The 14,030-nt window shown below is 56.9% G+C and carries 8 protein-coding genes, 1 tRNA gene and 3 rRNA genes; 8 read left to right on the top strand and 4 right to left on the bottom strand.

Features of this window, described 5'->3' with window-relative positions:
• Nucleotides 1-186 precede the first annotated feature (186 nt).
• From BJP05_RS02070 to rrf, 3 genes are all read left to right on the top strand, one after another.
• Nucleotides 187-1,703 (top strand): 16S ribosomal RNA (locus BJP05_RS02070).
• 437 nt (nucleotides 1,704-2,140) lie between these two features.
• A 23S ribosomal RNA gene (locus tag BJP05_RS02075) occupies nucleotides 2,141-5,221 on the top strand.
• 165 nt (nucleotides 5,222-5,386) lie between these two features.
• Nucleotides 5,387-5,505: ribosomal RNA gene (gene rrf / locus BJP05_RS02080) — 5S ribosomal RNA — on the top strand.
• Together the 16S, 23S and 5S rRNA genes form the textbook arrangement of a ribosomal RNA operon.
• A 183-nt stretch (nucleotides 5,506-5,688) precedes the next feature.
• Here the strand turns inward: rrf and BJP05_RS02085 are convergent.
• From BJP05_RS02085 to BJP05_RS02095, 3 genes are read right to left on the bottom strand one after another with little or no spacing between them, the layout of a single operon-like run.
• A complete protein-coding gene (locus BJP05_RS02085; RefSeq protein WP_168156163.1) occupies nucleotides 5,689-6,039 on the bottom strand; it encodes a CrcB family protein in 351 nt (116 codons plus the stop codon).
• Nucleotides 6,039-6,410, bottom strand: a complete 372-nt coding sequence (locus BJP05_RS02090) for a CrcB family protein (RefSeq protein WP_240492789.1) — start codon at nucleotides 6,408-6,410, stop codon at nucleotides 6,039-6,041. Before BJP05_RS02090 ends, BJP05_RS02085 begins: the two co-directional genes overlap by 1 nt.
• A 21-nt stretch (nucleotides 6,411-6,431) precedes the next feature.
• Complete coding sequence (locus BJP05_RS02095; protein ID WP_070361963.1) at nucleotides 6,432-7,850, bottom strand: sodium:alanine symporter family protein; 1,419 nt, start codon at nucleotides 7,848-7,850, stop codon at nucleotides 6,432-6,434.
• Nucleotides 7,851-8,019: 169 nt separating this feature from the next.
• On the opposite strand from BJP05_RS02095, the gene pgm reads away from it, so the two are divergent.
• The 5 genes from pgm to pulA all read left to right on the top strand — a co-directional run bounded on the left by pgm (nucleotide 8,020) and on the right by pulA (nucleotide 13,094).
• Complete coding sequence (pgm, locus tag BJP05_RS02100; RefSeq protein ID WP_070361964.1) at nucleotides 8,020-9,675, top strand: phosphoglucomutase (alpha-D-glucose-1,6-bisphosphate-dependent); 1,656 nt, start codon at nucleotides 8,020-8,022, stop codon at nucleotides 9,673-9,675.
• An 11-nt stretch (nucleotides 9,676-9,686) separates the two neighbouring features.
• The gene (locus BJP05_RS02105; protein ID WP_070361965.1) at nucleotides 9,687-10,157 is read left to right on the top strand and encodes a MauE/DoxX family redox-associated membrane protein; all 471 of its coding nucleotides are present in this window, start codon (nucleotides 9,687-9,689) and stop codon (nucleotides 10,155-10,157) included.
• 53 nt (nucleotides 10,158-10,210) lie between these two features.
• The gene (locus BJP05_RS02110; protein WP_070361966.1) at nucleotides 10,211-10,939 is read left to right on the top strand and encodes a DsbA family protein; all 729 of its coding nucleotides are present in this window, start codon (nucleotides 10,211-10,213) and stop codon (nucleotides 10,937-10,939) included.
• Nucleotides 10,940-11,024: 85 nt separating this feature from the next.
• A tRNA-Ala gene (locus BJP05_RS02115) sits at nucleotides 11,025-11,097 on the top strand.
• A 53-nt stretch (nucleotides 11,098-11,150) separates the two neighbouring features.
• Nucleotides 11,151-13,094, top strand: coding sequence for a type I pullulanase (pulA, locus tag BJP05_RS02120; protein ID WP_084028543.1), 1,944 nt, complete (start codon nucleotides 11,151-11,153; stop codon nucleotides 13,092-13,094).
• Here pulA and BJP05_RS02125 read toward each other — a convergent pair.
• The gene (locus BJP05_RS02125) at nucleotides 13,051-14,022 is read right to left on the bottom strand and encodes an RluA family pseudouridine synthase (protein WP_168156164.1); all 972 of its coding nucleotides are present in this window, start codon (nucleotides 14,020-14,022) and stop codon (nucleotides 13,051-13,053) included. The two genes, pulA and BJP05_RS02125, sit on opposite strands and share 44 nt — an antisense overlap.
• Nucleotides 14,023-14,030: the final 8 nt, after the last annotated feature.

The raw sequence follows: 14,030 nt of genomic DNA on the forward strand, positions 1-14,030 counted from the left end.
ATGTGGTTGTGACTGGTCCTGTTTTACCCCGTCGGGTTGGGACCAGTTTTGTTTGTACTTTACAGTTTTTGTAATTTTAGGATTTTGCCAGACACTGGCGATGACTGTTGTGGTTGTTGTTGGTGGTTGGTTTGTTTTTGGTTAGGTTTTGGGCTTTTCACGGCCTTGTTTCTTTCTGAAATAGTTTTTGTGGAGAGTTTGATCCTGGCTCAGGATGAACGCTGGCGGCGTGCTTAACACATGCAAGTCGAACGGAAAGGCCAGTGCTTGCACTGGTACTCGAGTGGCGAACGGGTGAGTAACACGTGGGTGATCTGCCCTGTACTTCGGGATAAGCTTGGGAAACTGGGTCTAATACCGGATAGGACAACTTTTTGGATATTGTTGTGGAAAGCTTTTGCGGTATGGGATGAGCTCGCGGCCTATCAGCTTGTTGGTGGGGTAATGGCCTACCAAGGCGTCGACGGGTAGCCGGCCTGAGAGGGTGTACGGCCACATTGGGACTGAGATACGGCCCAGACTCCTACGGGAGGCAGCAGTGGGGAATATTGCACAATGGGCGCAAGCCTGATGCAGCGACGCCGCGTGGGGGATGAAGGCCTTCGGGTTGTAAACTCCTTTCGCTAGGGACGAAGCTTTTTTGTGACGGTACCTGGAGAAGAAGCACCGGCTAACTACGTGCCAGCAGCCGCGGTAATACGTAGGGTGCGAGCGTTGTCCGGAATTACTGGGCGTAAAGAGCTCGTAGGTGGTTTGTCGCGTCGTTTGTGTAAGTCCACAGCTTAACTGTGGGACTGCAGGCGATACGGGCATAACTTGAGTGCTGTAGGGGAGACTGGAATTCCTGGTGTAGCGGTGAAATGCGCAGATATCAGGAGGAACACCGATGGCGAAGGCAGGTCTCTGGGCAGTAACTGACGCTGAGGAGCGAAAGCATGGGTAGCGAACAGGATTAGATACCCTGGTAGTCCATGCCGTAAACGGTGGGCGCTAGGTGTGAGTCCCTTCCACGGGATTTGTGCCGTAGCTAACGCATTAAGCGCCCCGCCTGGGGAGTACGGCCGCAAGGCTAAAACTCAAAGGAATTGACGGGGGCCCGCACAAGCGGCGGAGCATGTGGATTAATTCGATGCAACGCGAAGAACCTTACCTGGGCTTGACATGTAGCGGATCGCCGCAGAGATGTGGTTTCCCTTGTGGTCGCTATACAGGTGGTGCATGGTTGTCGTCAGCTCGTGTCGTGAGATGTTGGGTTAAGTCCCGCAACGAGCGCAACCCTTGTCTTATGTTGCCAGCACGTAATGGTGGGGACTCATGAGAGACTGCCGGGGTTAACTCGGAGGAAGGTGGGGATGACGTCAAATCATCATGCCCCTTATGTCCAGGGCTTCACACATGCTACAATGGTCGGTACAGCGCGTTTGCTACCTTGTGAGGGGATGCTAATCGCACAAAGCCGGCCTTAGTTCGGATTGGGGTCTGCAACTCGACCCCATGAAGTCGGAGTCGCTAGTAATCGCAGATCAGCAACGCTGCGGTGAATACGTTCCCGGGCCTTGTACACACCGCCCGTCACGTCATGAAAGTTGGTAACACCCGAAGCCAGTGGCCTGTCATGGGAGCTGTCGAAGGTGGGATCGGCGATTGGGACGAAGTCGTAACAAGGTAGCCGTACCGGAAGGTGCGGCTGGATCACCTCCTTTCTAAGGAGTTTTATTTTGTTGGCTCACAGTTGTGGGCTTTTTTGTTGGTTGAGTCACCGTGGGTGTGGCTGCCAATTTGTTGTTTCCGGGTGGAGACACACCAGTCACGGACTGTCATGCATTCGTGTGGTGGTTGTGGTTGTGGTTGCAGTGTGGCCGGGTTTTTGTAGTCAAAAAGAAGTGTTAATTATTGTGTGTTGGTGCACTGTTGGGTGTCTGAGGCAGCAGTTGTGTTGTCTTGAATGATTCCGCGTGTTGATCACTGACTGGTTTGGTTGGTGGTTGGTGTGTGGGGTGTGTTGTGTGAGAACTGTATAGTGGACGCGAGCATCTTTATTCTTGTGGAAGAATTTTTTGATTGTAAGTTTGCCTAACAACAAGTGATTGTCATGCTGTTTGTGTGTGGTGGTTGTTTGTTGTTTGTTTGTTGTGTGTTTTTGTTTTGTTACAAGGGCGTACGGTGGATGCCTTGGCATGCTTAGCCGATGAAGGACGTGTGAGGCTGCGTTATGCCTCGGGGAGTTGCCAACAAAGCGTTGATCCGAGGATGTCCGAATGGGGAAACCTGGCACTTGTTATGGAGTGTTACCTGCAGATGAATGTATAGTCTGTGTGGGGGTTACGCGGGGAAGTGAAACATCTCAGTACCCGTAGGAGAAGAAAACAATTGTGATTCTGCTAGTAGTGGCGAGCGAACGTGGATGAGGCTAAACCATGCGTGTGTGATACCTGGCAGGGGTTGCGCGTGTGGTGTTGTGGGCGATGATTGTGGGTATGCTGCCATGTACCCTCATGATGCGGCGTGTTAGCGGAAGTCACCTGGGATGGTGTGCCGGAGAGGGTGAGAGCCCCTGTACGTGAAGGCGTGTCGTGTTGTGGTGATTGTTTGCCCGAGTAGCAGTGGGCTCGTGGAATCTGCTGTGAATCTGCCGGGACCACCCGGTAAGCCTAAATACTAAGTGTGACCGATAGTGGATAGTACCGTGAGGGAATGGTGAAAAGTACCCCGGGAGGGGAGTGAAAGAGTTCCTGAAACCGTGCGCTTACAATCCGTCAGAGCACCGCGTGTGTGTGATGGCGTGCCTTTTGAAGAATGAGCCTGCGAGTCAGCGGCATGTCGCGAGGTTAACCCGTGTGGGGTAGTCGTAGCGAAAGCGAATCCTAATTGGGTGTTGTTTAGTGGCATGTCCTGGACCCGAAGCGGGGTGATCTACCCATGGCCAGTGTGAAGCAGCTGTAAGAGGTTGTGGAGGCGCGAACCCACTTAGGTTGAAAACTGAGGGGATGAGTTGTGGGTAGGGGTGAAAGGCCAATCAAACTCCGTGATAGCTGGTTCTCCCCGAAATGCATTTAGGTGCAGCGTTATAGTAGTTTGCCGGAGGTAGAGCTACTGGTTGGTTGAGCGGGACTATCATCTTAGCAACATCAGCCAAACTCCGAATGCCGGTTAAGTGTTCTATAGCAGTGAGACTGTGGGGGATAAGCTTCATAGTCGAGAGGGAAACAGCCCAGATCGCCGGTTAAGGCCCCTAAGGGTGTACTAAGTGGAAAAGGATGTGGGATCGCGAAGACAGCCAGGAGGTTGGCTTAGAAGCAGCCATCCTTGAAAGAGTGCGTAATAGCTCACTGGTCGAGTGGTTCTGCGCCGACAATGTAGTGGGGCTCAAGTACACCGCCGAAGCCGCGGCATAGTTTTTACTATGGGTAGGGGAGCGTCGTGCATGGGGTGAAGCCATACTGTAAGGGGTGGTGGACTGTGTGCGAGTGAGAATGCAGGCATGAGTAACGAGAGATACGTGAGAATCGTATCCGCTGGATGACTAAGGGTTCCTGGGTCAAGTTCGTCTTCCCAGGGTGAGTCGGGTCCTAAGGCGAGGCCGACAGGCGTAGTCGATGGTCAACGGGTTGATATTCCCGTACCCGTATGCATGCGACAAAGAGTGAAGCGGTGATACTAACCACCCTGAACTGGCAACATGCGCATCCTTTTGGGTGTGTGGTTGTTGGTGATGCGTGGGGCCTGATCCGTGGTAGTTCAGTGATGGGGTGACGCAGTCAGGTAGCCGCGCCAAGTGTTGGATATCTTGGTGTAAGCGTGTGGCACGTCGACTTGTGAAATGCGGTCGATATTTTGTGTGAGGCGTGATGCGTAGCCCAATTGTTGGGTGATGGTGGTGATCCTTTGCTGTCGAGAAAAGCCTCTAGCGATGTGTGTGTATGGCCCGTACCCGAAACCGACACAGGTGGTCAGGTAGAGAATACTAAAGCGGTCGGGTGAACTGTGGTTAAGGAATTCGGCAAATTGCCCCCGTAACTTCGGGAGAAGGGGGGCCCTTGCTGGTTGCATGCCTTTTTCGGTGTGTTGCTGGTGGGGGTCGCAGAGAATAGAGGGGAGCGACTGTTTATCAAAAACACAGGTCCGTGCGAAGACGGTTAAGTTGATGTATACGGACTGACGCCTGCCCGGTGCTGGAAGGTTAAGAGGACCTGTTAGGACGTAAGTCCGAAGCGGAGAATTTAAGCCCCAGTAAACGGCGGTGGTAACTATAACCATCCTAAGGTAGCGAAATTCCTTGTCGGGTAAGTTCCGACCTGCACGAATGGCGTAACGACTCCCCTGCTGTCTCAACCACAGGCCCGGTGAAATTGCAGTACGAGTAAAGATGCTCGTTTCGCGCGGCAGGACGAAAAGACCCCGGGACCTTCACTATAGCTTGGTATTGGTATTCGGTGCGGTTTGTGTAGGATAGGTGGGAGACTGTGAAGTGGTCACGCTAGTGATTGTGGAGTCGTTGTTGAAATACCACTCTGACCGTAGTGGATGTCTAACCTTGGCCCATGATCTGGGTTGGGGACAGTGCCTGGTGGGTAGTTTAACTGGGGCGGTTGCCTCCCAAAATGTAACGGAGGCGCCCAAAGGTTCCCTCAGCCTGGTTGGCAATCAGGTGGTGAGTGTAAGTGCACAAGGGAGCTTGACTGTGAGACTTACAAGTCGAGCAGGGACGAAAGTCGGGACTAGTGATCCGGCACCTACTTGTGGATGTGGTGTCGCTCAACGGATAAAAGGTACCCCGGGGATAACAGGCTGATCTTCCCCAAGAGTCCATATCGACGGGATGGTTTGGCACCTCGATGTCGGCTCGTCGCATCCTGGGGCTGGAGTAGGTCCCAAGGGTTGGGCTGTTCGCCCATTAAAGCGGCACGCGAGCTGGGTTCAGAACGTCGTGAGACAGTTCGGTCTCTATCCGCCGCGCGCGTTGAAACTTGAAGAAGGCTGTCCCTAGTACGAGAGGACCGGGACGGACGTACCTCTGGTGTGCCAGTTGTTCCGCCAGGAGCAGGGCTGGTTGGCTACGTACGGGAGGGATAACCGCTGAAAGCATCTAAGCGGGAAGCCTGTTTTGAGATGAGGTTTCGTTTGAGGTTCCCTAGAGATGATGGGGTTGATAGGCCGGATCTGGTAGCACTGTGAGGTGTGTAAGGTGACTGGTACTAATTACACCGAGACTAAAACAAAGCACACACATGTTGGTGTTGTTTATGGTCAAATTAATGAGTGTTCTTCCGCGAAGAAGAGTTAAGTGTTTGCGTCCACTGTGCAGTGTCTGGCATGACATGCCTGTGCTGATATGTGAATATTGTCGTTGTTATCAACAGTATTGTGTTGGCACGATTTTGGTCGTGTCGGTGGTTGATGGCGGCGGGGAAACGCCCGGTCCCTTTCCGAACCCGGTTAGCTAAGCCCGCCCGCGCTGATGGTACTGCACCTGGGAGGGTGTGGGAGAGTAGGTTACCGCCGGCCTATAACTTCATTTTCCTGTGTGTGGTGGGTGTCACTGTTCCCGTTGTGGGGGTGGTGGTACCCACCACACTCTTTTTTGTGCACCCCCACACAACAAACAAACAGGGATGGTTGTGTGTGGCCGGTTACCAATTCTGATCCACAGACAACACACCAAAAGTATTTGCAGCGCTTGGTAGTCGTCTAAAATGCCGCGTTACCGCGCATAGCGCCTAGCCCTGCGAACGCAACGCCGACGGCGAGCGTCCACAACAGATACTTCGCGCATGGTGCGTACCTGCGCTCTTTGAGCAGCATTCCTGCTTCTTTGGCGAGCGTTGACCATGTAGAGAGCGCACCAGCAAATCCCGTTCCAATGAACACTGCCCACATCGGCGCCATCGCGACTGTAAAACCGAGGACCATGGATGCAGCAGCGTTGGCCGTGAAGGTGCCCTTGCGCGGGGGGAGGGCGGAACTAATCCACCACCGTGTGGCGCCGCCTAACGCGCCGCCAAAGATCACTGCAGGGATAGCAATTGGGTCAATAAACACTATCGATCACCTGCCTCCTTGCGATCACGCATGGTGTCGCCAGCCCACCAGCCAGCGATGCAGAGAACAACGCTGGAGAGTACGTAGATGAACGCAGTGATTGCAGTCGTTTGCGCTGCGGCGACGGTGAGAGCGGAGAACGTCGTGAAGCCTCCGAGGAAACCTGTGCCGAGTAATGGGCCTGGTCGGAAGTAACCCATTGCGTAGCTGCCTAAGACGTTGATGCCAAGCGTGACCAGAAAAGCGTAATGCGGTGCTGCAGGCAGCACCGCAAGGAGTCCCGCTGTAAGCACGTAGCGTGTAAGTGCTCCCGTGCCAGCTCCGACGCCTACCGCGAGGGGCTCATTCGACTCAATGTTTTGTAATTGCACACCAGAAGTCTACTAGTGCGCTTACTCCCAATTCATGCCTTGCTGCTTTACAAATACTGCAACCTCATCGGGGCTACGGCGAAGCTTCGGATCGAATTTGAGGTACTCGCGAGTCTCACGGGCGACGAGCCCGGAAAGCAGCAGTAGACCGATGAGATTCGGGATTGCCATGAGGCCGTTCGCCAGGTCGGAGAACGTCCATACGAGTTCGAGGTGCGTGGTGGCGCCGAGGAACGCTACGGCGGTAAAGAACATCTTGTATGGCAATGAAGCCCACTGGCCGAAGAGGGCGGTTGCGGCGCGTTCGCCGTAGTAGGACCAGCCCAGGATCGTAGAGAATGCGAAGAAGATGAGGGAAACGGAGACGATGTCGCCGCCCCAGGTGCCTGGCAGGACCGTCGAGAAGCCGCGTGCGGTCATGACTGCTGCTTCGTCGCGTCCCATGTCCCACGTCCCGGAGGTCACGATGACAAGGCCGGTGATGGTAACAACGATCAGGGTGTCAATGAACGTCTGGGTCATGGATACTAGTGCCTGGCGAGTGGGGTGCTGGGTCTTCGCTGCCGCAGCGGCGATTGCTGCAGAGCCCATGCCGGACTCGTTGGAGAAGATGCCGCGGGCAACACCGAACTGGATTGCCATCATGATGGTGGAGCCGACGAAGCCACCGGTCGCGGCTGAGCCGGTGAACGCGTCGTGGAAGATGAGAGAGATAGCTGCAGGGATCTGGTCTGCCATCAAAGCGAGCGCGACGATGCCGCCACCGACGTAGAGAACAATCATCAGGGGAACGAACGCTGCCGTGATCTTGCCGATGCCTTCAATACCACCCAAGATGGCTGCGCCGACGCCAATGAAGATCAGGATGCCGGAGACAGTAGGTTCGATGCCGAATGCTTCCTGCATGCCTGCAGCGATGGAATTGCCTTGAGTGAGGTTACCGATGCCGAAAGACGCGAAGATAGTAAAGAGCATGAACGCGACCGCGAGCACGGACCCCAGCGGGCCTGGGATTCCGCGGCGGAGGTACTCGTGTGGTCCTCCTTGTTGGCGTCCTTTGTCGTCGGTGGTGCGGAAGCGGACGCCGAGGTAGGCCTCGGAGTATTTCGACGCCATGCCGACGATGCCTGTGACCCAGATCCAGAGCAGGGAGCCCGGGCCACCGATCGAGATCGCGGTGGCTACGCCGACGATGTTGCCGGTGCCGACTGTTGCGGCGAGGGCCGTCGTTAAGGCCTGGTAGTTGCTGATGTCGCCGGAGCCTTCTTCATTCTTATCGACGAACGCGTGGCGGGTCGCGCGGCCGAGCGTGCGGAACTGGATGCCACCCATTCGGACGGTCAGGAAGAGGCCCGTGCCGAGCAGCAGCGGGATGAGCAGGAATGGGCCCCAGACGAACGAGGCGATCGTACCGAGGGTTTCGTTGAGTTGCGCAGCCATCGTGATCCTTTCGCAATAGGGTGTGGGCCAGGTTACCTTTCTCCCGATAACGTGATTGAGATAATAGACACATAACCTCCCGTGTGTACACGGTTTGTACGATTTTTCTGGCGGAAGTTTCCAAAAAAGGGAAAGATGGGTGTGAACGTATTCGAAAGGATGTTGTCGTATGGCTCATGAACGTGCTGGCCAGATTGCCCGCCCGGAAGATTTGATCGATATCGCGTCGTTGGTGACTGCTTACTACACCCGTGATGTAGACCCGCACAATCCCGACCAGCAGGTGGTGTTTGGTACCTCTGGCCACCGTGGTTCTTCGCTTGATAACGCGTTTAATGAGGGGCATATTCTGGCGACCACGCAGGCGATCGTCGACTACCGTCGTGAGCAAAACATTGGCGGTCCGGTCTTCATCGGGCGCGATACGCACGCGTTGTCTGAGCCGGCGATGGTCTCCGCGCTTGAGGTGCTGTTTGGCAATGGGGTTGAGGTGCTTGTTGACGCCGCTGGGCGTTACACACCGACTCCGGCGGTGTCGCACGCAATCTTGTCGCACAACGCGAAGCTTTCTGGCGGGGTCACGGGTACTGATCCGAAGCGTGCGGACGGCATTGTGATTACGCCGTCGCACAATCCCCCGCGTGATGGTGGTTTCAAGTACAACCCGCCGTCGGGTGGTCCGGCTGACACGGACGCGACTGACTGGATTGCGAAGCGGGCGAACGAGTACATCGCAAACGGTTTGGAGGGCGTGAAGCGCTCCGCGGCGTCTGGTGTGCTCGATGAGCGTGCGCAGCGCTATGACTACCTGAATAACTACATCAATGACTTGCCGAACGTCGTCGACATTGCGGCGATTCGTGAATCCGGTCTGAGCATCGGCGCTGATCCGATGGGCGGAGCGAGCGTCGATTATTGGGGTGCAATCGCTGAGAAGCACGGCCTGAATATGACCGTGGTGAACCCGGAGGTCGATCCGACCTGGCGTTTCATGACGCTCGACACTGATGGCAAGATTCGCATGGATTGCTCCTCGCCGGACTCGATGGCGTCGCTGGTGCACAATCGTGACAAGTATGACATCGCTACCGGCAACGACGCTGACTCGGACCGCCACGGGATCGTCACGCCGGACGCCGGCCTGATGAACCCGAACCATTACCTCGCCGTCGCGATTGAGTACCTGTTCTCACATCGCGAGGGCTGGACGGACAACACCGCAGTTGGCAAGACGCTGGTGTCCTCGTCGATGATTGACCGTGTAGTGGCATCGCTCGGGCGCAAGCTTGTCGAGGTTCCAGTCGGCTTCAAGTGGTTCGTACCAGGGCTTATCGACGGCACCGTTGGTTTCGGCGGCGAAGAATCCGCGGGTGCGTCCTTCCTGCGGAAGGATGGCACGGTGTGGTCGACTGATAAGGACGGCCTGATTCTGGATCTGCTCGCGGCGGAGATTACAGCTGTGACGGGGAAGACGCCGTCGCAACGCTACGCTGAGCTCGCTGAGAAGTTCGGCTCCCCGGCATACGCTCGTATCGATGCCCCGGCGAACCGCGAGCAGAAGGCGACGCTGAAGGCGCTCTCCCCGGAGCAAGTCACCGCGACCGAGCTGGCTGGTGAACCAATCACCGCGAAGCTGACCGAGGCACCAGGCAACGGTGCACCGATTGGCGGCCTGAAGGTCACCACGGAAAACGCCTGGTTCGCGGCGCGACCATCGGGCACGGAGGACAAGTACAAGATTTACGCCGAGAGCTTCAAGGGCAAGGAGCATTTGGTGCAGGTGCAGCAGGCTGCGAAAGAGCTTGTTGCGCAGGTGCTCGGATAGAATGGCCAATCGTGACTGAGACACACGAGACCAAACAGGCAAGAGGCAAGCTGCTGGAAATCGCGTCGGCTGCGGCGCGATTTGGGCTGGCGGCTGTGTGGATTGTCGCCGGGTGGACGAAGATTGGCGCCCACATGGAAGTGGCGCAAAATATCATTGCGTACGAGATTTTCACCCATGAGTGGTCGAATATTTTGGCGCAGTGGATCGGACCGTTGGAGCTGGCCGGTGGCCTGCTCCTGCTGGCTGGCATCAAGCTGCGTGAATGCGGCTGGGTCTCGATCGGGGTCCTGGTGCTGTTCATCATCGGGATGTACTCGGCGTGGTCGCGAGGGCTGGTCATCGACTGTGGGTGCTTTGGCCCGCAGCCGTCAGATGAAGGCACGAACCTCATTGAGACGATCCTGCGTGACTTTGTCTTGATCGCGGCGACCTTGTTCATGATTTATGTGCCGTACAAGAAGTTTGCGATTTATCCATAGCCTCATCCAGCGATTAAGCTGTTGGGCAATTTCCAACGTCAAGGAGTAAATACGTGACTACCCGTAAGGTGAAGAACCCGAACGAGAAGAACGGTGCAGGGTTCATCTGGGCAATCGTTGCAGTGATTGCGATCGCGGCGCTTGTGATCGGCCTGATTTTCGTCAACGGCAAGAAGGGCCGCGAGGCAGCCATGGCCGAGAACATGATTGACACTACTGGCATCACTGTGAGCTGGAACGAGGACGACCACTTCATTCGCCTCGCAGCCGAAGATGTCGACGACGCCCCGATGGCAGAGCTCTACGAGGACTTTTCGTGCCCACACTGTGCAGATCTGGCAGTAGCGACGGATGAGCAGATGCTCGAGAAGCTGCGTGAGGGCAAGATCGAGGTCGAGCTGCGCCCGATGGTGACGCTCGATGGCCTGACCAATGGCCACTCCACGATGGGGCTGGCTGCGGAGCTGGCACTCGTCGCTAATGATGAGCCAGCGGCGATGATGAACCTCCGCGACCACCTGATGGTGAACCAGAGGGATGTGTACTCGAAGGTGACCGACGATGACCTTGCTGACCTGGCGCGTGACTACGGCGCGAGCGACAAGGCGGTGCAGGATATCCGTGATAAGACCTATTACGATGCTGCGCGCGCAATGTCGAACGGTAACTTGAAGTTGCAGCAAGAGCGCGGCGGTGAGGCGGGGACTCCGCGCGTCATGGTTGACGGCAAGGACGTTGAAGGCGAGATCAACAACTGGGTCGATACCGTCGCGAACAGCTAACCATATGCCCGTGTGGGGCCTGGCTGCATGATTTGTGGCCAGGCTCTCTTCACGTGTATGGTGATGAAAGCTCGTAAGAGTTCAAGGGGCTATGGCGCAGTTGGTAGCGCACCACACTGGCAGTGTGGGGGTCACGGGTTCGAATCCCGTTAGCTCCACAGAGAGTGCTCTCCACCGGTTAAGAACTGGTGGGGAGCTTTTTGTTGTAGCAATGAGCTGTGTTGAGGGTGAGTCTGCGATCAATTACTCGAACGAGTTTCACGAGAAGTACTTCTACGACGGCGAGCTCGGTGCGATCTATACCCCGGAAAAGACCACGTTTCGGGTCTGGGCGCCGACGGCGAAGTCGGTGGAATTTCTGAACTACTCCGATAACGCTGCCGCGACTCCTCTGGCGAGGGGCGAGCGGGGAATCTGGGAACTCACCCTCGAAGGTGACCGCCACGGGCTGGAGTACCGCTACCGACTGGAGTTCGGGGACGGAACGGTCAACGAAGCCGTCGACCCCTACGCGCGGGCAGTGACTGCCAACGGGGAGCACACCGTGGTCGTTGATGCGGAACATATTGTGCCCGAGGGGTGGTCCGGCAAGCGTATGGCGCCGTTTTCTTCGATGCAGGACGCCATCATTTATGAGGCGCACGTGCGCGACCTAACCATTGGACCGGACAATGGCATCACGCACAAGGGGAAGTTCCTGGGACTCACTGAGGCTGGGACCAAGACACAGGCGGGGAACCCATCGGGTCTGGACTACTTGAAGTCCCTGGGTATCACCCATCTACAGTTGCTGCCGATTTACGATTTTGGCAGCGTGGATGAGACCGGCGACCTGTCGTTTAATGCGCAGTACAACTGGGGCTACGATCCGGAAAACTATAACGTTCCCGAGGGCTCCTATTCGACGCACCCCCAGGACCCAACCGCGCGGATCATGGAACTGAAGTCCATGATTGACGCGCTGCACAACAACGGTATCCGGGTCATCATGGACGTGGTGTACAACCACGTCTACGTCGCGGAGCACTCGCCGTTGCAGCAGACGGTGCCTAACTATTTCTTCCGGACGGACCCGCAAGGCAATTTTCTTGATGGGACGGGCGTCGGCAATGAAACCGCGTCAGAGCGGCCCATGATGCGCAAGTACATCGTTGACTCAGTGACGTACTGGGCCACAACATACAACATCGATGGCTTCCGGTTTGACCTGATGGGGATTCATGACGTCGACACGATGAACGCCGTGCGCGAGGCGCTCAACGAGATTGATCCTTCGATAGTCATCCTCGGGGAGGGGTGGGAGATGGGCAACCACCCCGAAGGCGTGCTCGGCGCGAACCAGAAGAACGCCGACAAGCTGCCGGGTATCGCGTTCTTCAATGATCACTACCGCGACACCGTCAAGGGCTCCAACTTTGAGTTGGAGCATGCTGGCTTTGTAAACGGCGCGGATCAGGAGCATCGTTCTTGGGACCTGCTGAACAACATCAAGGGTGCCCAGCACGTGCGGGACTACCTGGGTCCGGAGCAGTCCGTGGTGTACAACGAGGCCCACGATAACTACACGATGTTCGACAAGCTCAAGGGCAGCATGCCGCACGCGTCTGATGAGGAAATCGCGCGGCGTCATGCACTCGCTACGGCCACGCAGTACTTGGCCAACGGAGCAGTGTTCATTCATGCGGGGCAGGAGTTTCTGCGCACGAAGGCGGGCGACCACAACTCGTACAAGTCGCCAGATGAGGTCAACGCGCTCGACTACGACAGAGCAGCTCAGTTTGCAAAGCACGTGCAGTTCTTCCGCGACCTGAACGCGTTCCGCAAGCGCTACGACTTCATGCGCCTGCCGAGTTATGAGGCGATTAACAGCAAGTACACGCACGGAATCGTTGCTGGTGCTGACAACGTGCACATGAATCATGTTGGCTACACCGTGAAAAATGCATTCCCAGGCAATCGCGACGCCTTCGTGTACGTGAACGCCGCGACGGAACCGTGGCAGGCGCCGCTGCCAACCGGTGAGTACGAAGTGATGATCCAGGCAACGGACGTCTACGAGACGCCACGAGCACTCACTTCACACGGCGACGTTACTGTCCCACCGCTGAGCATCATGGTCCTCCGGGCAGCCCCGGTCGCATTTGCCTCGCATTAAACGCACGGTATAAACTGACTCCTACGCGTGTTTTAGCGTGCGCGGGGCTATGGCGCAGTTGGTAGCGCACCACACTGGCAGTGTGTTCCCGGACCGGCGCCGTCACCACGACGCGCTCGCTGTTACGCAGCGTGAACTCCAGCCGGTAGGCGTGCAGGAACATGCGCTGCGCGCTCGTGCGGGAGCCGTACGCGCGGTCGCCGATGATGGGGTGGCTTTCGTGGGCGGCGTGCACGCGGATTTGGTGGCGTCGTCCAGTAATGAGCTCGGCCTCGACGAGCGTGTTCGGCCCGCGGTTTTCCACGCGGCGGAATCGTGTGTGGGCGTCGTCGCCGTCGGCGCTTACGACCATGGTTTTCGGTGTTCGCGCGATCGGGGCCTTTACGTCGCGCGCGCCCGCCCAGCGTCCCTCCACGACCGCGCGGTAGATGCGGATCACGTTCTGCTCGCGGAAGGCTCGTTGCAGGTGGCGTAGCTCCGCGTGATTCAGCGTAATCAGCAGCGCCCCTGACGTCTCCTTATCGATGCGGTGCGCAAGCTCAGCGTCGGGGTACACGTCACGGATCCGCTCGATGACGCCGCGCCGCGTCCCTGTCCCCGCATGCACCGGCACCCCCGCCGGCTTATTTACTACCAGCGCCGTCGGCCCCTCCCACAGCATCTCAAACCCATGGTTCTTACTTTTCGACGCCCTCTTCGCTTCCTTACAGAACTCACCCGGCAACGTGATCACGTCCCCGCCACGGACGCGGTGATCCTGCTTGATTCGTTTCTGGTTGACCCGCAACGCCCCCTTGCGTGCGAGTTTGAACAGCATGGTCGCGGGGCACGTGGTGTGGCCGGCGAGGAACTTGTGTATCCGCCGCCCATCGTGGTCCTCCGGGACCGTGATCGCCGTGTATCCGGGTGGGGGAATGTAGGTGGTCATGGCTGGCA

The sequence above is a fragment of the Corynebacterium sp. NML98-0116 genome (assembly GCF_001767255.1).
In the GTDB taxonomy this organism is placed as follows: Bacteria; Actinomycetota; Actinomycetes; order Mycobacteriales; family Mycobacteriaceae; genus Corynebacterium; species Corynebacterium pseudogenitalium.